Origin of the sequence: Nocardioides zeae (genome assembly GCF_010686755.1) — a bacterium.
GTDB classification, from domain to species: Bacteria; Actinomycetota; Actinomycetes; order Propionibacteriales; family Nocardioidaceae; genus Nocardioides; species Nocardioides zeae.
On the sequence record NZ_JAAGXA010000006.1, the window covers coordinates 210,548 to 229,195 of the forward strand.

24 protein-coding genes and 1 tRNA gene are annotated in these 18,648 nt (G+C 73.8%); 18 read left to right on the forward strand and 7 right to left on the reverse strand.

Annotated elements, in window-relative coordinates; all coding sequences use genetic code 11:
• Positions 1 to 6: 6 nt before the first annotated feature.
• Complete coding sequence (locus G3T38_RS10635) at positions 7 to 507, reverse strand: FMN-binding protein (protein ID WP_163772269.1); 501 nt, start codon at positions 505 to 507, stop codon at positions 7 to 9.
• 179 nt (positions 508 to 686) lie between these two features.
• Between G3T38_RS10635 and G3T38_RS10640 the strand changes: the two genes are divergently transcribed.
• The 8 genes from G3T38_RS10640 to G3T38_RS10675 all read left to right on the forward strand — a co-directional run bounded on the left by G3T38_RS10640 (position 687) and on the right by G3T38_RS10675 (position 7,075).
• Positions 687 to 1,169 carry a Mov34/MPN/PAD-1 family protein gene (locus G3T38_RS10640; RefSeq protein WP_163772270.1) on the forward strand — a complete coding sequence of 161 codons (483 nt, stop codon included), beginning with the start codon at positions 687 to 689 and terminating at the stop codon, positions 1,167 to 1,169.
• Positions 1,169 to 1,459: a MoaD/ThiS family protein gene (locus tag G3T38_RS10645; RefSeq protein ID WP_163772271.1), complete on the forward strand. Its 291-nt coding sequence runs from the start codon at positions 1,169 to 1,171 to the stop codon at positions 1,457 to 1,459. The genes G3T38_RS10640 and G3T38_RS10645 overlap by 1 nt, the downstream gene beginning before the upstream one ends.
• A 40-nt stretch (positions 1,460 to 1,499) precedes the next feature.
• The gene (locus tag G3T38_RS10650) at positions 1,500 to 2,153 is read left to right on the forward strand and encodes an NYN domain-containing protein (protein WP_163772272.1); all 654 of its coding nucleotides are present in this window, start codon (positions 1,500 to 1,502) and stop codon (positions 2,151 to 2,153) included.
• Between the two features lie 68 nt (positions 2,154 to 2,221).
• A complete protein-coding gene (locus tag G3T38_RS10655; RefSeq protein WP_163772273.1) occupies positions 2,222 to 3,169 on the forward strand; it encodes a PLP-dependent cysteine synthase family protein in 948 nt (315 codons plus the stop codon).
• The gene (locus tag G3T38_RS22640) at positions 3,160 to 4,059 is read left to right on the forward strand and encodes a DUF3152 domain-containing protein (protein ID WP_163772274.1); all 900 of its coding nucleotides are present in this window, start codon (positions 3,160 to 3,162) and stop codon (positions 4,057 to 4,059) included. The genes G3T38_RS10655 and G3T38_RS22640 overlap by 10 nt, the downstream gene beginning before the upstream one ends.
• Before the next feature lie 94 nt (positions 4,060 to 4,153).
• Entirely contained in the window at positions 4,154 to 4,954 is an 801-nt protein-coding gene (murI, locus tag G3T38_RS10665) for a glutamate racemase (protein ID WP_163772275.1), read from the forward strand.
• Positions 4,951 to 5,754 (forward strand): MBL fold metallo-hydrolase, encoded by an 804-nt coding sequence (locus tag G3T38_RS10670; protein ID WP_163772276.1) that lies wholly within the window; start codon positions 4,951 to 4,953, stop codon positions 5,752 to 5,754. The genes murI and G3T38_RS10670 overlap by 4 nt, the downstream gene beginning before the upstream one ends.
• Before the next feature lie 319 nt (positions 5,755 to 6,073).
• Positions 6,074 to 7,075, forward strand: a complete 1,002-nt coding sequence (locus G3T38_RS10675; RefSeq protein ID WP_163772277.1) for a hypothetical protein — start codon at positions 6,074 to 6,076, stop codon at positions 7,073 to 7,075.
• Positions 7,076 to 7,275: 200 nt separating this feature from the next.
• Here G3T38_RS10675 and G3T38_RS10680 read toward each other — a convergent pair whose 3' ends face one another.
• Complete coding sequence (locus tag G3T38_RS10680) at positions 7,276 to 7,866, reverse strand: response regulator (RefSeq protein WP_420846797.1); 591 nt, start codon at positions 7,864 to 7,866, stop codon at positions 7,276 to 7,278.
• Positions 7,867 to 7,952: 86 nt separating this feature from the next.
• Entirely contained in the window at positions 7,953 to 9,107 is a 1,155-nt protein-coding gene (locus G3T38_RS10685; protein WP_338037591.1) for a sensor histidine kinase, read from the reverse strand.
• 129 nt (positions 9,108 to 9,236) lie between these two features.
• Here G3T38_RS10685 and G3T38_RS10690 point away from each other — a divergent pair, with 129 nt between their 5' ends.
• The 3 genes from G3T38_RS10690 (at position 9,237) to G3T38_RS10700 (ending at position 12,072) form a co-directional block, all read left to right on the forward strand.
• Complete coding sequence (locus G3T38_RS10690; RefSeq protein ID WP_163772279.1) at positions 9,237 to 10,172, forward strand: ABC transporter ATP-binding protein; 936 nt, start codon at positions 9,237 to 9,239, stop codon at positions 10,170 to 10,172.
• Entirely contained in the window at positions 10,169 to 11,002 is an 834-nt protein-coding gene (locus tag G3T38_RS10695; RefSeq protein ID WP_163772280.1) for an ABC transporter permease family protein, read from the forward strand. The genes G3T38_RS10690 and G3T38_RS10695 overlap by 4 nt, the downstream gene beginning before the upstream one ends.
• 134 nt (positions 11,003 to 11,136) lie before the next feature.
• Complete coding sequence (locus G3T38_RS10700; protein WP_338037592.1) at positions 11,137 to 12,072, forward strand: SGNH/GDSL hydrolase family protein; 936 nt, start codon at positions 11,137 to 11,139, stop codon at positions 12,070 to 12,072.
• Here the strand turns inward: G3T38_RS10700 and map are convergent.
• Positions 11,986 to 12,753 (reverse strand): type I methionyl aminopeptidase, encoded by a 768-nt coding sequence (map, locus tag G3T38_RS10705; RefSeq protein ID WP_163772281.1) that lies wholly within the window; start codon positions 12,751 to 12,753, stop codon positions 11,986 to 11,988. The genes G3T38_RS10700 and map overlap by 87 nt on opposite strands.
• Positions 12,750 to 13,217 (reverse strand): hypothetical protein, encoded by a 468-nt coding sequence (locus G3T38_RS10710; protein WP_163772282.1) that lies wholly within the window; start codon positions 13,215 to 13,217, stop codon positions 12,750 to 12,752. Before G3T38_RS10710 ends, map begins: the two co-directional genes overlap by 4 nt.
• A gap of 87 nt (positions 13,218 to 13,304) precedes the next feature.
• Here G3T38_RS10710 and rph point away from each other — a divergent pair, with 87 nt between their 5' ends.
• The 3 genes from rph to G3T38_RS10725 are packed head-to-tail and all read left to right on the forward strand — an operon-like array spanning position 13,305 to position 15,236.
• A complete protein-coding gene (rph, locus tag G3T38_RS10715) occupies positions 13,305 to 14,069 on the forward strand; it encodes a ribonuclease PH (RefSeq protein ID WP_163772283.1) in 765 nt (254 codons plus the stop codon).
• Positions 14,062 to 14,664 carry an RdgB/HAM1 family non-canonical purine NTP pyrophosphatase gene (gene rdgB, locus G3T38_RS10720; RefSeq protein ID WP_163772284.1) on the forward strand — a complete coding sequence of 201 codons (603 nt, stop codon included), beginning with the start codon at positions 14,062 to 14,064 and terminating at the stop codon, positions 14,662 to 14,664. The genes rph and rdgB overlap by 8 nt, the downstream gene beginning before the upstream one ends.
• Positions 14,661 to 15,236 carry a 1-acyl-sn-glycerol-3-phosphate acyltransferase gene (locus G3T38_RS10725; RefSeq protein ID WP_163772285.1) on the forward strand — a complete coding sequence of 192 codons (576 nt, stop codon included), beginning with the start codon at positions 14,661 to 14,663 and terminating at the stop codon, positions 15,234 to 15,236. Before rdgB ends, G3T38_RS10725 begins: the two co-directional genes overlap by 4 nt.
• Positions 15,237 to 15,407: 171 nt before the next feature.
• Here G3T38_RS10725 and G3T38_RS10730 read toward each other — a convergent pair.
• Together G3T38_RS10730 and bcp are read right to left on the reverse strand one after the other, a co-directional pair.
• Positions 15,408 to 15,488 (reverse strand) — tRNA-Leu (locus G3T38_RS10730).
• Between the two features lie 13 nt (positions 15,489 to 15,501).
• Entirely contained in the window at positions 15,502 to 15,990 is a 489-nt protein-coding gene (gene bcp, locus G3T38_RS10735; RefSeq protein ID WP_163772286.1) for a thioredoxin-dependent thiol peroxidase, read from the reverse strand.
• A 121-nt stretch (positions 15,991 to 16,111) separates the two neighbouring features.
• Here bcp and G3T38_RS10740 point away from each other — a divergent pair, with 121 nt between their 5' ends.
• From G3T38_RS10740 to G3T38_RS10750, 4 genes are read left to right on the forward strand one after another with little or no spacing between them, the layout of a single operon-like run.
• Positions 16,112 to 16,822, forward strand: coding sequence for an energy-coupling factor ABC transporter permease (locus tag G3T38_RS10740; protein WP_174267849.1), 711 nt, complete (start codon positions 16,112 to 16,114; stop codon positions 16,820 to 16,822).
• Complete coding sequence (locus G3T38_RS20910) at positions 16,819 to 17,166, forward strand: PDGLE domain-containing protein (RefSeq protein WP_174267850.1); 348 nt, start codon at positions 16,819 to 16,821, stop codon at positions 17,164 to 17,166. Before G3T38_RS10740 ends, G3T38_RS20910 begins: the two co-directional genes overlap by 4 nt.
• Before the next feature lie 4 nt (positions 17,167 to 17,170).
• Positions 17,171 to 17,884, forward strand: coding sequence for a cobalt ECF transporter T component CbiQ (cbiQ, locus tag G3T38_RS10745; RefSeq protein ID WP_338037593.1), 714 nt, complete (start codon positions 17,171 to 17,173; stop codon positions 17,882 to 17,884).
• Positions 17,881 to 18,642: an ATP-binding cassette domain-containing protein gene (locus tag G3T38_RS10750; RefSeq protein ID WP_163772287.1), complete on the forward strand. Its 762-nt coding sequence runs from the start codon at positions 17,881 to 17,883 to the stop codon at positions 18,640 to 18,642. The genes cbiQ and G3T38_RS10750 overlap by 4 nt, the downstream gene beginning before the upstream one ends.
• The last annotated feature ends 6 nt before the right edge of the window (positions 18,643 to 18,648 follow it).

The following is an 18,648-nucleotide window of genomic DNA, read 5'->3' on the forward strand; positions in this document are numbered from 1 at the left end:
CCTGGATCAGGCCCGGGCCTGGCTGATGATGTCGTCGATCGCGTCGTTGAAGCCGCCGCTGGTCAGCGACGAACCGGCGACGGTCGAGACGTCGAGCTCGTCGATCCGCTTGCCGACGACCTCGTCGGCGATGCCGCCGGCGAACTGCGACTGGTAGCGCTCCGACGTGCTGTCGGAGGCCTCGGGGGTGACCTCGACGTCGGTGACGGTGCCGTCGGCGTCCAGGGTCACCTCGACCCCGACCGACTGCTGGCCGCCGGGGCTGGTGTAGCCGCCCTCGGCGTCGTAGGTGCCGGCGGTGAAGGAGCCGGACTCGCTTCCGGACCCGTCGGACGCGTCCGAGGACCCGGTGGACTCCTGTGAGCTCGAGCTTGAGCCCGCGTCGGAGGAACCGTCGGAGGAGGACTCGTCGCTGCTCTGCCCGACGCCGCAGGCGGCGGTGAGGGAGAGGGTCGCGACGGCGGCGGCGGTGACCAGCCAGCGGCGGGCGGGGGAGTGCGAGGACATGCGGGGGCTCCTGGTCCGAGACGTCATTGCTTGCGGGCTGCAAGCGATGGTTGACGGTGCAACCATTCCGATGCAACACGATCGGCGCGGCGCACGCCAGGGGAGGGGGCATCCTCACACGAATCTCACAGGTTGCCACCGGGTCGGGGGAGCGGTCGCCCGCGCCGTACCCTGGCCGGGTGCTGAGGATCGAGCGCGCCACGCGCGACGCCATCGTCGCCCACGCCAAGCGGGACCACCCGGACGAGGCGTGCGGCATCGTCGCCGGCCCCGCGGGCAGCGACCGGGCCGAGCGCCTGGTCGAGATGGTCAACGCGGCGGGCAGCCCGACGTTCTACGAGTTCGACTCGCTGGACCTGCTGGCGCTGTACCGCGAGATGGACGACCGTGACGAGGAGCCAGTGGTGGTCTACCACTCGCACACGGCGACGGAGGCGTACCCCAGCCGCACCGACATCGGGCTCGCCAGCGAGCCGAACGCGCACTACGTGCTCGTCAGCACGCGCGAGCACGGGAATAACGAGGGCCCGGTGGAGTTCAGGTCCTATCGCATCGTCGACGGCGTCGTCACCGAGGAACCGGTCGAGGTCGTCGAGCACCTGCCGACGAACACAGCTGCTGACGCAGCAGCTGCCGACGAAACAGTGGAGAGTGAGTCCTGATGGCCATCGAGGTCCGGATCCCGACGATCCTGCGCACGTACACGGGCGGCGAGAAGGCGGTCTCCGCCGAGGGCGCCACCCTGGCGAGCCTCATCGACGACCTCGAGGCGAACCACCCGGGCATCCGGGACCGCCTCGTCGAGAGCGGCGAGGGCGACGGCGTCGACCTGCGTCGCTTCGTCAACGTCTACATCAACGACGAGGACGTCCGCTTCATCGGCGGCCTCGAGGCCGAGCTCTCCGACGGCGACCAGGTCGTCGTGCTCCCGGCCGTCGCCGGCGGCTGCTGAGCCGTCCGTGGTCCGGCCACGGGTCGGTAGGGTGCCGGTCATGACGGAGCAGGCCGTGCAGGCCACCGAGGACGGGGCGACGACCGGGCCGGTCGTGCCCACCCAGCCCACCGAGCCCACCGAGCCCGTGGCGGCGCCCGCGCCGCGACGCACGATCATCCTCGTCGACGGCGAGAACATCGACGCGACGCTGGGCAACTCGCTCCTCAACCGACGGCCGACGCCGGAGGAGCGTCCGCGCTGGGAGCGCGTCACGGCGTACGCCGAGAAGCTCTGGGACCAGCCGGTCACCGGGCTGTTCTTCCTCAACGCCAGCCACGGCACGCTCCCGAGCGCGTTCGTGCAGGCGCTGCTGGCGCTCGGCTACCGGCCGGTGCCCCTGTCGGGGCGCAGCGACCAGAAGGTCGTCGACCTCGGTATCCAGCGCACCCTGCAGGCCCTCGTCGGCCACGACGCCGACGTGCTGCTCGTCAGCCACGACGGTGACTTCGTCGAGGACCTGCGTCCGCTCGTCTCCGACGCCGGCCGGCGCGTGGCGCTCCTGGCGCTGCGGGAGTACGCCAGCTCGGGCTTCACCGCGCTCGGCGTGCCCATCCACGACCTCGAGGAGGACGTGCGGGCGTTCAACGTGCCGCTGCCGCGCGTGCGGATCATCTCCCTCGAGGACTTCGACCCCGAGGTCTTCCTGCGCTGAGGTCCCGCTCCGGCCGTGCCCGTGGGCACGGTCGGGGCGCCGCCCACGACGGTGGGAGGATGGCGGTCATGCGCTTCGACGACCTGGTCGCCTCCGTCGGCAACACTCCCCTCGTGGGGCTGCCCCGGCTCTCGCCGAGCCCCGACGTCCGCCTCTGGGCGAAGCTCGAGGACCGCAACCCGACGGGCTCGATCAAGGACCGCCCGGCGATGAAGATGATCGAGCAGGCCGAGAAGGAGGGCCTGCTGCGGCCCGGCTGCACGATCCTCGAGCCCACGTCGGGCAACACCGGCATCTCGCTCGCGATGGCGGCGAAGCTCAAGGGCTACCGCGCCGTCTTCGTCATGCCGGAGAACACCTCGGAGGAGCGCCGCCAGCTGCTGCGCATGTGGGGCGCGGAGATCTACTCGAGCCCCGCGGCGGGCGGCTCGAACGAGGCGGTCCGCGTCGCCAAGGGCATGGCGGACGAGCACCCCGACTGGGTGATGCTCTACCAGTACGGCAACGCCGCCAACGCCCTCGCCCACGAGGAGGGCACGGGCCCGGAGATCCTGGCCGACCTCCCCGAGATCACCCACTTCGTCGCCGGTCTCGGCACGACGGGCACCCTCATGGGCGTCTCCCGGTTCTTCCGGGGCGCCAAGCCCGACGTGCGGATCGTCGCCGCGGAGCCGCGCTACGGCGAGCTCGTCTACGGGCTCCGCAACCTCGACGAGGGATTCGTCCCGGAGCTGTACGACGCGGACCTCATCGACGCCCGGTTCTCGGTGGGCCCGCGCGACGCCGTACGCCGCGTGCGGGAGCTCCTCGAGCTCGAGGGCATCTTCGCGGGCATCTCGACGGGCGCCATCCTGCACGCCGCACTGGGCCAGGCGGCGAAGGCCGTCAAGGCCGGCGAGAGGGCTGACATCGCGTTCGTGGTGTGCGACGGTGGATGGAAGTACCTGTCGACCGGCGCCTACGAGGGCACGGTCGACGAGGCCGAGGAGCGCTTGGAGGGTCAGCTGTGGGCGTAGGGCGAGCGGGCGGTCGGGCACGGTTCGCGGCCGGTCTCGTAGCGCTGGCTGCGGCACTGGCGCTCGCGTCGCCGGCCCCCTCGGGCGCCGCTGCCTCCGCCTCGCCCGCGTCGTCCGCCGTCGCGCCCCCGATGGTCGCGACCGGCCCCGACTACATGAAGGGCTCGGCCAGCTACGGCGGCACGCTCACCGCGATGGTCGCCGCCCGCCAGCCCCAGTTCACGGGCGGCACGCTGCAGTGGTACCGCGGCGGCACCGCCATCCCCGGCGCGACCGGGCGCACCTACAAGCCGACGGCGGCCGACGTCGGGCAGAAGATCCGCTTCGTCGCGATGCTCACCCGCAGCGGGTTCGAGACCCAGCGCGCGGTGTCGCAACCGACGCCGCCGATCGCGCACGCGAGCCCGCTGAAGCGCACGGTCCGCTACGACGTGCGGGTGGACGCCACCGGCACGATCCCGGCGGCCGAGGTCGAGACCTTCGTGACCCAGGCGCAGCAGACCTACGACGACGCCCGCGGGTGGCGGGCCGGCGGCACCGCCTTCACCCGCACCTCGCGGTCCCAGTCGCAGTTCACCCTCGTGCTGGCGACCTCCGACCGGATGACCTCCTACTCGAGCGTCTGCAGCGCGCAGTGGAGCTGCCGGGTGGGACGCAACGTCATCATCAACTGGACGCGCTGGAAGACCGCGTCGCCGGCGTGGAACGCGGCCGGCGGCTCGCTGCGCGACTACCGCCACATGGTCGTCAACCACGAGACGGGCCACTGGCTGGGGCGCGGCCACGTCGGCTGCTCGCGGCAGGGCGCGCTGGCCCCGGTGATGATGCAGCAGTCGAAGGGGCTCGGCGGCTGCCGCTTCAACCCGTGGCCGCTGCCGAGCGAGCGCTGAGACCGACGCCCGCCGGATGCCTGCGTGACGTCCGTGACGCGTCGTCGCGTTGCGTGCGTGTTACCCCGTAGATTGGCTCGTTGTGGTGGACGACGTGGCTGACGCACCGGTCGGCATCTTCGACTCGGGGTTCGGCGGCCTGACGGTGGCGCGGTCGGTGATCGACCAGCTTCCCCACGAGTCGGTCCTCTACCTCGGCGACACGGCACGGCAGCCGTACGGCCCGAAGCCGATCGGCGAGGTGCGGGAGTACGCGCTGGAGTGCCTCGACCACCTCGTCGCACGGGGCGTCAAGGCCCTCGTCATCGCCTGCAACTCCGCGAGCGCCGCCATGCTGCGCGATGCCCGGGAGCGCTACGACGTGCCGGTCGTCGAGGTCATCTACCCGGCCACCCGTCGCGCGGTCGCCGCCACCCGGTCGGGGCGCATCGGCGTCATCTGCACGCGGGCCACGGCGGCCTCGATGGCGTACGACGACGCGTTCGCCGCTGCTCCCCACGTCGAGCTCGTCACGCAGGCGTGCCCGCGGTTCGTCGAGTTCGTCGAGAACGGGGTGACGTCCGGGCCGGAGCTCCTCGAGGCGGCCCACGCCTACCTCGACCCGCTGATCGCGGCCGACGTCGACACCCTCGTCCTGGGGTGCACCCACTACCCGCTGCTGACCGGTGTGATCTCGTCGATCATGGGGGACGGTGTCACGCTGGTGAGCAGTGCGGAGGAGAGCGCGAAGGCGGTGTACCGGATGCTGGCGACCACCGGACTGATGCGGGCGGGCGGCGACGCGTCGTACGAGTTCGTGACGACGGGCGAGCCCGGGGAGTTCGAGCGCATCGGCCGCCGCTTCCTCGGCCCCGAGCTCGCGATCGCCAGCCAGTTCGCGGGAGGTCTCGCGTGACCGCCGACGACCCCGCGGGCCTCCGCCTCACCGTCGTGGGCTGCGCCGGGTCGTACCCCGGCCCCACGTCGCCCGCGAGCTGCTACCTCCTCGAGGCCGACGGCGACGACGGCGCGGGCGGCACCCGCCGCTGGCGGATCCTGCTCGACCTCGGCAACGGTGCGCTGGGCGCGCTGCACAACCACGCGGACCCGCTCGCGATCGACGCCGTCTTCGTCAGCCACCTGCACGCCGACCACTGCCTCGACCTGTGCGGCTACTACGTGCTGCGCAAGTACCACCCCACCGGCGCCCAGCCGCGCATCCCTGTCTGGGCCCCGTCCGGGGCGGCGGCGCGGCTCGCGCGTGCCTACGACCTCCCGCTCGACCCGGGGATGACCGAGGAGTTCGACTTCACGGAGTACGCCGCGGACCGCGCCGCCGTGCAGGTCGGGCCGTTCACGGTGCAGCCGTTCGAGGTCTACCACCCGGTGACGGCCTACGCGTTGCGGGTGACCGCCGCCGGCCGCACGTTGACGTACTCGGGCGACACCGCGCCCTGCGACGGGCTCGACGAGGCGGCCGCGGGCGCCGACCTGCTGCTGGCCGAGGCAGCGTTCCGGAGCCAGGACGACAACCCGCCGGGCGTGCACCTCACGGGCGCGGACGCCGGCGACCTGGCGACCCGGGCCGGCGTGGGCCAGCTCGTGCTCACCCACGTCCCCGCCTGGTTCGACCCGCTCGTCGCCCACGGCGAGGCGGTCGAGAAGTACGACGGCCCCACCTGGCTCGCCACCACCGGCGCGGTGTTCGAGGTCTGAGGAAGAAAACGCGGACCGGCCCTCCCGAGGGTCGAAGAAAACGCGGACCGGCCCTGCTGAGGGCCAAGGAAAACGCGGACGCGTACGGTCCAGGGCTCGGCGTGTCGCGCCTCGCATCCCGCACTCTTCTCGCCCCGCCTCCCGGCTCGGCGCACTTTCCTCCGCGCCCGCGCATTCTTCTCGCTCCGAGGTTCGCGGGCCTCGGTCCCTCGGGCGGGCGGCCAGCCCGGCAAGCGTCCACAAGCGTTCGATCCGGCGGGTCTGTCCACCGCCCCCGCGACGGGCGGGACGCGCGGCCGCCACGGGGTACGTCGCGGTCATGTCCTCGCCGTACGTTCCGCGCACCGCCTTCCCACCCCCGGGCACCACGCTCGCTGCCGCCGTCCATCCGCGGACCCGGCCCCTGGTGGCCCGCCGCCCGGTCGTCGACGAGCGCCGGGCGGAGCTCGTCCGCGCGCTCGAGGCCCTGCCGCCCAGCGGGTGCCTGACGGGGCTCTCGGGCGCGGAGGCGCGGGGATGGTGGTCGCTCCCGGCCCCCGACGGACTACCGGTCTTCGCGGCCGTGCCCGAGACCGCGCCACACCCGGAGCGGCGCGGGCTGGTGGTGACGCGCCACGCCGTACCACCCGCCCTCGAGGCGCGCCAGGACCTTCGCGCGGGAACACCGGGCGAGGTGCTCCTCGGCTGCTGGGACCTCTGCCTGCTGGACCTCGTCGTGCTGCTCGACGGAGCGCTGGCCGTGGGGGAGGACCTCGCGGAGCTCGTCGCGACCGCTCGTCTGCGTCGCCGCGGAGCGCCCCTGCTCAGGCAGGCGCTGCTGCTCGCCGACGCCCGGGCCGAGTCGCTCTGGGAGGCGGTGAACCGGATGTTCCACGTGGGGGTCGGGGTCGACGTCGTGCCGCAGCACCCGATCGCGCTGCCCGACGGCACGACGGCCTACGCCGACCTGTGGTTGCGGGGGACGCGGCGGCTGCACGAGTACGACGGCGCCCACCACCTCGACCGCGACCAGCAGCGCCGGGACCTGCGCCGCGGGCGGCTGCTGGTCGGGGGCGGGTGGGAGCGCAACGGGTACACCAGCCACGACCTCCTCGTCCGCACCCGCGACCTGCTGCGCGACATCGACATCGCCCTCGGCCGGGAGCACGACCCGGCCCGCCTCGCCTTCTGGGAGGCACAGCTGCAGCACTCGCTGCTCACGCCGGCCGGGCGCGCCCGGCACGCCGAGCGCTGGTCGCGCGCCGCGCAGGGACGCGCCGGGCGACGAACCCAGCGGGCGCGAGGTCACGACGAGCCGATCGCCCCGCCGTACGCCGCGTGAGCGCCCCCGCCGGCAACGCTGCGCCGGCCGCGGAGGAGGAAAGTGCGCGGGATCGCGCCTCGTGAGAAAGAAAACGCGGACCGGCCGGGCCGGAACCTCGGCGTGTCGGGTGCCCGGGTCCGCGTTTTCTTTCCCCGGCCCGCAGCCGCGTCCGCGTTTTCCTTCCCCCGAGGTCGGCCTGGACCTCGAGGCGCGCGACCTCAGACCAGCCCGGCGTCGTGCACGCAGATGGCGATCTGCACGCGGTTGGTGGCGCCCAGCTTGTCGAACAGCCGCGACACGTGGGCCTTGACGGTCGGTACCGACAGGTAGAGCTCGGCCGCGATGTCGGCGTTGGACAGCCCGCGACCGACGGCGACGGCCACCTCGCGCTCGCGCTCCGTCAGGGTCGCGAGCTTGGCCTCGGCCTCGGCCGTGCGGGGGTCGCTGCCCTGGCGGACCTGCCGGATGAGGGTCTGCGTGACCGAGGGGGAGAGCATCGGCTCACCGTCGGCGACCTTGCGGATGGCCGCGACGATCTCCGGGGGCGGGGTGTCCTTGAGGAGGAAGCCGTCGGCTCCGGCGGCGAGCGCGCCCACGACGTAGTCGTCCGCGTCGAAGGTCGTGAGCACGATGACCCGCGGCGGCTGGGGGCGGGCGTGGAGCGCCGCCGTCGCCTCGAGGCCGTCCATGACGGGCATGCGGATGTCCATGAGCACGACGTGGGGCCGCAGGGAGGCGGCGAGGGTGGTGCCCTCGCGGCCGTCGCGCGCCTCCCCGACGACCTCGAGGTCGGGCTGCCCGCCGAGCATGAGCCCGAGCGCGGAGCGCACCAGGGGGTCGTCGTCGACCACGAGCACCCGGATCGGGGTCGTCACGGGCTCGGGGCTCGAGGCGGTCACGGGGCCCACGGTAGCCATGCGTGGACGACGAACGCATCTCCGTCGCGGCCGTGGGTGAGGTGCCCGCCGGCGAGGTCGACGCGCTCCGTCAGGCCCACGAGGCCGAGACCGGAGCCGGGCACGCCGGGGGCGCTGAAGCCGTAGGGGTTGCGCAGCCGCACCTCGACGCCGTCCCCGGGCGTCCCGCGGAGGCAGATGGACAGCAGCGCGCCGGGCGCGTGCTTCTGCGCGTTGGTGATGCCCTCCTGCACGACGCGGTAGAGCGCCCGGCCGACCGGGGTGGGCGGCGCCTCCTCGAGCTCGTCCTCGAAGGCGATCCGTGCGCCCGCCTCGACCGCCTCCGCCACGAGCGCCGCGATGTCCTCGTAGGTCGGCTGCGGGCGGTGGGTGACCTCGCCGGTGGCGGGGTCGCGCAGCACGCCGAGGACACCGCGGAGGTCGTCGAGCGCCTCGTTGGCCCGCACCTGCACCTCGGCGATGCCCTCGCGCAGCGCGTCGGCGTCGAGGTCGGTGCGGTAGGACAGCGCCCCCGCGTGCATGGAGACCTGGCTGATCCGGTGGGCCAGCACGTCGTGCATCTCGCGGGCGATCCGCGAGCGCTCGTCGACCCGGGCCTTGGCGAGCCGCAGGTCCTGCTCCGCCTCCGCCCGCTCGGCGCGCTGGCGCAGCGTCCAGAGGAGCTCGCGCCGCGATCCGATGTACATGCCCCACGCCGCGATGGCCCCGGCCGCCGCCACGTTGGCGGTGAAGTTGATCCACATCGGGTTGGAGCCGGTCGACGGCGCGACCCGGAAGTAGACCTCGGCCCCGGCGACGCTGAGGACGCTGCCGACGGCGATCTCCCAATAGACGCGTCGCGTGGCCAGCGAGACCAGCGCGAGCACGGACGGGCCGGCGGCGAACGACGAGACGCAGGCCAGCGCGATGGTGACGACGACGACGAGCATCGGCCGCCGCCGCCGGAAGTGGACCGCCACGAACCCGACGAGCCCCAGGAGCAGGTCGCCGGCGATCCACCAGGCGTGGCCGCGCTGCACCAGCAGCGGGTACGACTCGACCGCGACCAGACCGCTGAAGACCAGCATGAGCAGCACGCGCCAGGTGCGGCCCCACGCGCTGACGCGCGGCTGGTACTCGGCGGGGTCCGTCACCCGGTCAGCGTAGGGCGACCCGGGTCGCGCGGCAGCGGACCGGGGGCGCGGGCGCCACCTACTTTCGTCGTACGCGGTCAGGCCCAGCGGACGATGTGCCACCGGGCGGCGGCAGGCAGCATCGTCTGCATGATCACTGTCCAAGGACTCACGAAGAGGTACGGCGGGTTCACCGCCGTCGACGACGTCAGCTTCGTGGCGCGGGCCGGCCAGGTGACGGGCTTCCTCGGCCCGAACGGCGCCGGCAAGACGACGACGATGCGGATCCTCGCCGGCCTGACCCACCAGGACGCCGGTGTCGCCACCGTCGGGGGTCACCGCCTGCAGGACATCCCCAACCCCGGCCGGCACGTCGGCATCCTGCTCGACGCGTCCGCGCAGCACGCGGGCCGCACGGGCCGCGAGGTGCTGACGCTGGCCGCGAAGACCATGGGCCTGCCCGGCTCGCGCGTCGACGAGATGCTCGAGCTGGTCAGCCTCAGCGACGACGAGGCGAAGCGCCGGGTGCGCAACTACTCGCTGGGCATGCGGCAGCGCCTCGGCATCGCGCACGCCCTCATGGGCGACCCCCAGGTGCTGATCCTCGACGAGCCGGCCAACGGTCTCGACCCGGCCGGCATCCGGTGGATGCGCGGCCTGCTCCGCGGGTACGCCGAGCGTGGCGGCGCCGTCCTGCTCTCCAGCCACCTGCTGCACGAGGTCGAGCAGATCGCCGACGAGATGCTGGTCATCGGCCGCGGCAAGATCGTGGCCGCCGGCACGAAGTCGGAGCTGCTCGCGTCGGCCGGCACCTTCGTCAAGGCCGTCGACACCGCGGCGCTGGCGTCCGCCGCCCAGGCCAAGGGCCTCGCGGTGACGCCGTCCGGCGAGGGCTTCATCGTCGACGCCGAGCCGCAGGCCATCGGCGAGCTCGCGCTCGCCGCGCAGGCCGTGCTCCTCGAGCTGCGGGCGGCCGACGCCTCCGGCCTCGAGGACCTGTTCCTCCAGCTGACCGCCGACACCCAGCGCGAGGCGGCCGCCGCCTTCCCGCCCGGATCGCCCTACCACCAAGGAGCCTCGGCATGAGCGCCACCGCCCCCGCCCCCCACCTCGGCACGGGCACCTTCGACATCTCCGGCACCGCCCCGATCCCGCTGACGCGCCTCGTCGGCGTCGAGGTGCGCAAGCTCGTCGACACCCGGTCGGGCCGCTGGCTGCTCATCGTGCAGGCTGCGCTCATCGCGATCGGCTCGCTGGTGCTCGCGGTCGTCATCGCACGCAACGACGGCACGGCGGCGCTGTTCGACTTCACGTCGATCGCCGGAGGCGTGACCCAGCTCCTCCTGCCGGTGATGGCCATCATGGCGGTCACCACCGAGTGGTCGCAGCGCACCAACATGGCCACGTTCACGCTGGAGCCGCGCCGCGGCCGGGTCGTGCTGGCGAAGGCACTGGCCGCTGTCCTCGTCGGCCTGGCTGCGCTGGTCGTGGCGGTCGGGATCGGCGCCCTCATGACGGGCGTGTCCGGCCTGCTCGGCGCCGAGACCACCTGGGACCCGCGCCCGGAGCTGCTGCTGGGCTTCGCCCTGCTGCAGGTGATGAGCCTGCTCATCGGCTTCGCGTTCGGCACCCTGCTGCTCAACACCCCGGCCGCGATCGTGCTCTACATCGCGTTCTACACGATCATCCCGGGCATCATCGCCGCGGCTGCGTCGCTGATGTCGTGGTTCGACGACATCCGGCCCTGGATCGACTTCAACATGGCGATCATGCCGCTGTCCGACTTCGGCCAGCCCGACAGCGAGCTGGGCTTCGGTGCCATCGAGTGGCCGGAGTTCACCACCTCGGTCGCCCTCTGGTTCGGGCTCCCGCTCGTGCTCGGCGTCCTCCGCATGCTGCGCGCCGAGATCAAGTGAGCCCGGCCGCTCCGGCGGCCCCCTGACCCCGGTCGGGGCTCGGCGACATCTGAGGGGAGTGTTCACCGAGCCCTGACCGGCCTGTCACCCCCGTGGCGGCGCAGTGTTCCCGCTGCGCCGCCACGCTGCGTCTCGTGACCGCGCAGCGCACCACCGCACGCAGGTACCTCCGCTTCGCCGCCCTCGGCGACTCGACCACCGTCGGCGTCGGTGACCCGATGCCCGGGACGCCGCTCGGGCTGGGGGCGGGCGCGACCGGCCAGGACGGCACGTGGCGCGGTTGGGCGACGTTGCTCGCGCGGGCGCTCGACGCGTCGTACGACGTCTCCTTCTGCAACCTCGCCGTCTCCGGGGCGACGGCGCGCGACGTGGTGGAGCACCAGCTCACCGACGCCGTCGACCACCACCCCGACCTGGTCTCGCTGGTCGTCGGCCTCAACGACACGATGCGCTCCACGTGGAGCCCCGCGCAGCTGCGCGCGGACCTCCTCCACGCCGCCGACCGGCTGACCGCGGGCGGGGCGCTCCTCATGACGGCGCGGTTCCACGACCACGGCGCGGTGCTGGGCCTGCCGGCGTTCCTGCGGCGGCCGATGCAGCGCCGCATCGAGGTGGTCAACGCGGTGTACGACGAGGTGCACGCGGCGTACGGCGGGGTGCGGGTCGACCTCGCCACCTGCGCGGCCGTGCGGGACCGGGCCTCGTGGTCGGTCGACCGGATGCACCCCTCCGAGCGCGGTCACCGTGCCCTGGCGCGGTGCTTCGCCGAGGAGCTGACGGCGGCCGGGCTCAGCGTGGAGCCGCCGCGCGCCGAGCCCGACACGGACCGCGTCGTCACCTGGCGGGAGGACCTCGGGTGGGTCGTCACCGAGGCCGTGCCGTGGATGGGGCGCCGGGTGCGCGACCTCGGGCCCTGGGCGGCCCGTGCCGCGTGGGACCGGGTGCCCGTGCCGGCCGGCGTCCGGGGGCGGACGCCGGGCCGCTCAGCCGCGGGCGGTGAGGACGATCGGGTCGCCGTGGGTGATGGCGATCGTGTGCTCGCTGTGCGCCCCGCGCGAGCCGTCGGCTGACAGGATCGTCCAGCCGTCGTCGGCCATCGCGATCTCGTCGGTGGTGGCGAGCAGCCACGGCTCGATGGCGATGACGAGGCCTGGCTTCAGCTTGAACCCGCGGCCGGCGCGGCCGTCGTTGGGCACGTGGGGCTCGCCGTGCATGGTGCGACCGACACCGTGACCGCCGAACTGGGTGTTCACGGAGTAACCGTTCGCCCGGGCGATGGTGCCGATGGCCTCGCCGATGTCGCCGAGGCGGTTGCCGGAGCGCGCGACCTCGATGGCCGCGGCGAGGGCCTCCTCCGTGGTGCGGATGAGGCGGAGGTCCTCCTCCCGCGGCGTACCGACGACGACGCTGACCGCGGAGTCGCAGACCCAGCCGTCGACGCTCACGGCGAAGTCGAGGCTGAGGAGGTCGCCGTCGGCCAGCGTGTAGTCGTGGGGGAGGCCGTGGAGCACCGCGTCGTTGACGGACGTGCAGAGCACCTTGCCGAAGGGGCCCCGGCCGAACGAGGGGGCGTAGTCGATGTAGCAGGACTCCGCACCGCGCTCCTTGATCATCTCGTGCGCGAGCGCGTCGAGCTCGAGGAGGTTCATGCCCACGTCGGCGGTCTCCGCCAGCCGGGTGAGCACGCTGGCGACGAACTCGCCGGCCGGGCGCATCTCGTCGATCTGGCGGGGTGAGAGCAGCTCGATCATCGGTCGCCTCCTCGGGCGGACCCGCCGGAGCGGGCGGTGCTGGTGCGGCTGGTGGGGAGCCCGGCCGCGCGGGCCTGCGCGAGCAGGCCGACGACGGCGAGCAGGAGCCCGGCGAGGCCGAGCGTGCCGAGCGCGACGTGGCTGTAGACCCCGTCGGCCTCCGCGGTCGAGGCGGCGACGGTGGTGAAGCCGCCGATCATCGCGGCGAGCAGGGCGGCGTGCATCCGGAGCGTGCGCGTCGGTGCAGCGCCCCAGAACGAGTACGTGATGCCCGCGGTGAGGGCGGCGCCGCCGATGGCCAGCACGACCCCGACGGAGCGGTTGTCGTCGAGCGAGCCCGCGGCGTCGGCCGCGAGCACGGCGGCCACGAGCCCGGCGCCGACGAGCGCCGCGACGACCTGGCCCCGGGAGGGCGCGGGCTCGACGGGTCCGCGGCGCGACGAGGCGGACGTGCTGCTGGGCATGGGGGCCAGGGTATCGGTCGGCCGCTCGTCCACAGGCCGCGGCCGTCGGCACCGGGCGACCGCCGCGGATGGCCTAACCTCACGGGCATGACCGCCACCCCCGCCACGCCCCCGGCCGAGCCACGTCCCGACGGGCGCGCCGACGACGAGCTGCGCCCCGTGAGGATCACGCGCGGCTGGCTCGACCACGCTGCCGGCTCGGTCCTCGTCGAGTTCGGCAGCACCAAGGTGCTGTGCGTCGCCTCGGCCTCCGAGGGCGTGCCGCGCTGGCGCAAGGGCTCGGGCCTGGGCTGGGTGACGGCGGAGTACGCGATGCTCCCCGGCTCCACCCACACCCGCAGCGACCGCGAGTCGGTCAAGGGCCGCATCGGTGGGCGCACCCACGAGATCTCCCGCCTCATCGGGCGCTCGCTGCGCTCGGTGGTGGACTACCAGGCGCTCGGCGAGAACACGATCCAGCTCGACTGCGACGTGCTGCAGGCCGACGGTGGCACGCGCACGGCGTCGATCACCGGGGCCTACGTGGCGCTCGCCGACGCGATCACCCACCTCCGCTCCACCGGTGCGCTCAAGGGCGAGCCGCTGACCGGCTCGGTCGCCGCCGTCTCGGTCGGCATCGTGGGGGGCCGCCCGCGGCTCGACCTGCCGTACGTCGAGGACGTCGCCGCCGAGACCGACATGAACGTCGTCATGACGGGCGACGGGCGCTTCGTCGAGGTGCAGGGCACCGCGGAGGGCGTGCCGTTCGACCGGGCCGAGCTGGACGCGCTGCTCGACCTGGCCGCCGGCGGCTGCGCCGACCTGACCCGCCTGCAGCAGGAGGCCCTCGCGCAGGAGGTCACCCGTGGCTGAGGTGTTCCTGGCGTCGCGCAACCGCAAGAAGGTCGAGGAGATGGAGCGCATCCTGGCCGCGCACCTGCCTGGCGTGCGGGTGCTCGGGCTCGACGACGTGGCGGCCTACGACGAGCCGGTGGAGGACGAGCCCACCTTCGAGGGCAACGCGCTGCTCAAGGCCCGCGCGGGCCTCGCGGCCACCGGGCTGCCGAGCGTCGCCGACGACTCGGGCATCTGCGTCGACGCGCTCAACGGCATGCCCGGCGTGCTCTCGGCCCGCTGGGCGGGCCCGCCGAAGAGCGACGCCCGCAACAACGAGCTGCTGCTCGCGCAGCTCGCCGACGTTCCCGACGAGCGCCGCACCGCACACTTCCGCTGCGCCGTCGCCTTCGTCCACCCGGGCGGCGAGGTCGTCGTCGAGGGGCGCATGCCCGGGCGCGTGATCCGCGAGGTCCGGGGCGAGGGCGGGTTCGGCTACGACGTGCTGTTCGTCGCCGACGACCGCCCCGGCCTCACCACGGCCGAGCTGTCCCGCGAGGAGAAGGACGCCATCTCCCACCGCGGCAAGGCGATGCGCGAGCTGGGCCCCGTCGTCGCGGCGACGCTCGCGTGAGCGCCGGCACGCGGTTCCGCCGCCGCCTCGCGCGCCTCGTGCTGCGGGCGGTCCGGTGGCGCACGGTGGGCGAGGTGCCGCGGCGCGGCATCCTCGTCGGGGCTCCGCACACCTCGAACTGGGACTGGGTGCTCACGCTCCTGCTGGCGTGGGACTCCGGCGTCCGCATCCGGCTGCTCGTCAAGCACTCGCTGTTCCGCGGCCCGCTCGGGCCGCTGCTGCGGGCGACGGGGGCCGTCGAGCTCGACCGGGCGAACCCCGGCGCCACCATCCGCGAGCTGCTGGCCGAGGCGGAGACCGACGAGTCCTTCCTGCTCGGGATCGCCGCCGAGGGCACGCGCGGCCGGGGCGAGTACTGGAAGTCGGGTTTCCACCGCATCTCGCGACAGACGGGCATCCCGATCACGTTGGCGTTCCTCGACGCCCCGAGCCGCACCGTGGGCTGGGGACCGACCTTCCCGGCGACCGAGGACGTGCGCGCCGATATGGACCGGGTCCGCGCGTTCTACGCCGACAAGCGGGGCTTCAAGCCCGAGCTCGCGACGCCGCCGCGGCTGCGCGAGGAGGGGTAGGGCCGGTCTGCCCCGTCGGCGCCAGCGCGGGGGCCTGGAACTGTGCGGCTGGTGCGGGTCGAGGGGCCTGGAGCGCGACGTACCGTCCCATTTCCGGCCCCGCGGGTTCCGCGCCGCGCCGTACGGCCCAGCTCGGCGCGCCTGCCGCGCCGTACGACCCATCTCGATGGGTGCCGGAGGCGGGACTCGAACCCGCACGCCCTGGGGCACAGGTACCTAAAACCTGCGTGTCTGCCGTTCCACCACTCCGGCGCGGCGCCGCGCCTCAGTCGAGACCGAGGTCGCGGCGCAGCTTGGCGACGTGGCCCGTGGCGCGCACGTTGTACGCCGCGTGCGCGACCTTGCCCTCCTCGTCGACCACGACGGTCGAGCGGATGACGCCCTGGACGATCTTGCCGTAGTTCTTCTTCTCCCCGAACGCGCCCCAGGCGCTGAGCGTCTCCTTCGACGGGTCGGCGAGCAGCGGGAAGGTGATGCCGTCGCGCTCGCGGAACTTCGCGAGCTTCTCGGGCTGGTCGGGGGAGATGCCGAGCACCTCGTAGCCCTGGGCCTGCAGCGCGTCGAGCGAGTCGCGGAAGTCGCAGGCCTGCGTGGTGCAGCCCGGGGTCATGGCAGCCGGGTAGAAGTACACGATCACCTTGCGCCCGCGGAGGCCGGACAGCGTCACCTCGTCGCCGGAGTCGGAGGTGAGGGTGAAGTCGGGGGCGACGTCGCCGGGGGCGAGCCGCTGTGCGGGGGCCGGGGACTGGCTCATCGGGCAGGCACCTCTCTGGTCGGACGGCTATTGCAATGGATCTGCAACAACGTACTCTTCGTGGGCAGCCCGGCACGGGGGTCCGGACGCACTGGTTGACCCCAACCTAGAGGAGGCAGGCATGCACGTGCCTGACGGGTTTCTCGACGCACCGACGTCGATCGCGACCGGCGTGGTCGCCGCCGCCGGCATCGGTCTCGCGCTCCGCGGCGCCCGCCGCGAGCTGGACGACCGCACCGCGCCCATGGTGGGCCTCGTGGCGGCGTTCGTGTTCGCCGCGCAGATGGTGAACTTCCCGGTGGGTGCCGGCACGAGCGGCCACCTCCTCGGCGGTGCGCTGGCCGCCGTGCTCGTCGGACCGTGGTCGGCCGTGCTGTGCCTGAGCACGGTGCTGCTCGTCCAGGCGCTGCTCATGGCGGACGGCGGGATCACGGCCCTCGGCACCAACGTCACGCTCATGGGGATCGTCGGCGTGGGGGCGGGCTACCTCGTCTTCGTCGCGGTCCGCGCGGTCCTGCCGCGGCGCCCGGCGATGGTCGTGCCGGCGGCAGCCGTCGGCGCGTTCGTCAGCGTGCCCGCCGCGGCGGCCGTGTTCACCCTGCTCTTCGCCGTCGGCGGCCAGGCCTCCGTCGGCATCGGGGACGTCGCCGTCGCCATGCTGGGCTGGCACACGGTCATCGGCCTCGGGGAGGCCGCGGTCACCGCGCTCGTCGTCAGCGCCGTCGTCGCGACGCGCCCCGACCTCGTCCACGGCGCCCGTCCGCTCCTCGCGGCCTCGACGCTCGAGATCCGTCGCCCCGGGGCACCGGCCGGGGCGGAGGTGGCGGGATGAGCACCGCGACGGACACCCCGACCTCGCCCGCCCGTCCGCGGCTGTCCCGCGGCCGCTTCTTCGCCGCTGTCCTCGTGGTGACGCTGCTCGTGGCCGGCGGTCTCAGCTACCTGGCGTCGGCGCACCCCGACGGCCTCGAGCACGTGGCGGCCACGACCGGGTTCGGCGACACCGCCCGCGACTCCGCGACGTCGGGCAGCCCGTTCGCCGACTACGGCACGGCCGGCGTCGACCACGCCTGGCTCAGCGGGGCCATCGCGGGCATCGTCGGCGTCGCGGTCGTCCTCGTGCTGGCGGGTGGGCTCGCCCTCGTCGTACGCCGCCGCGGCTCCGCGCAGGACTGACGCCGTGGGAGCGGGACACGGTCGACCGGGCGGGGGACTGACGCTCCACCACGCCGGCGCCAGCCGGGTCCACCGGGCACCGGCCCACCTCAAGGTGCTGGCGCTGCTGGCCTTCATGCTCCTCGTGGTGGCGATCCCGGGGGACGCGGGCTGGGCACCGGAGGCGTACGGCGTCGCCGCGGCCCTCGTCGTCGCGACGGTGCTCGTCGCGCGGGTGCCCCTGCTGTTCGTGCTGCGGCGGATGGTGGTCGAGATCCCGTTCGTGGTCTTCGCGCTCCTCGTCCCCTTCGTCGCCCACGGCCCGCGCACGACGCTTCCGGTGCTCGGGCTGGAGGTCTCGGCCCCGGGCCTCGCCGAAGCCGGTCACCTGCTGGCGACGGGCACGATCGGTGTCGCCGCGGCTCTCACCCTCGCGGCCACGACGACCGCCCGCGACCTCCTCGCGGGCCTCGCGCGGCTGCGCGTCCCCGCTCTCCTGCTCGAGATCATGGGCTTCATGCTGCGCTACGCCGAGGTCGTGACGGGGGAGTGGAGCCGCATGCTCGTGGCCCTGCGGTCCCGCGGCTGCGAGCCCCGCTCGCCCCGCCACTGGCCGGCCCTCGGCCGGGCCCTCGGGGCCCTGTTCGTGCGCTCCTACGAGCGCGGTGAGCGGGTGCACCTCGCGATGCTCTCCCGTGGGTACGTCGGGGCTCGCCCCGCGCGGGAGGGGGCGCCGTGAGCGACCCTGTCCTCGCCCTCGACGGCGTCGCGTTCGCCTACCCCGACGGCCACCAGGCGCTCTTCGGCGTCGACCTGCACGTGGAGCGTGGCGAGCGGGTCGCCCTGCTCGGGCCCAACGGCGCCGGCAAGACGACCCTCGTGCTCCACCTCAACGGCATCCTCAGCCCCGGCGCCGGCACGGTCCGGGTGGCGGGGCTCGACGTCGGTCGTCGCACCCTCGCCGAGGTGCGCCGCCGCGTCGGGGTCGTCTTCCAGGACCCCGACGACCAGCTGTTCATGGGCACCGTGCGCGACGACGTCGCCTTCGGGCCCCGCAACGCCGGGGTGCGCGGCGCCGAGCTGGACCGCCGCGTGGAGGCAGCGTTGGAGCAGGTCGGGATGGCGGCGTACGCCGACCGGCCGCCCCACCACCTGTCCTTCGGGCAGCGTCGCCGGGTCGCCATCGCGACGGTGCTGGTGATGGAGCCGGAGCTGCTCGTGCTCGACGAGCCCTCGTCCAACCTGGACCCCGCCTCGCGCCGGGAGCTCGCCGAGATCCTGCTCGGCCTCGACGTGACCATGCTGATGGTCACCCACGACCTGCCCTACGCGTTGCAGCTCTGTCCGCGGTCGGTCGTGCTCTCCGACGGGGTCGTCGTGGCGGACGCCGCGACGTACGACGTGCTCACCGACGAGGCGACCATGGCCGCGCACCGCCTGGAGCTGCCGTTCGGCTTCGATCCCCGCACGGCGGGTCGCCCGGGCGCGCGTTGGTAACGTTCA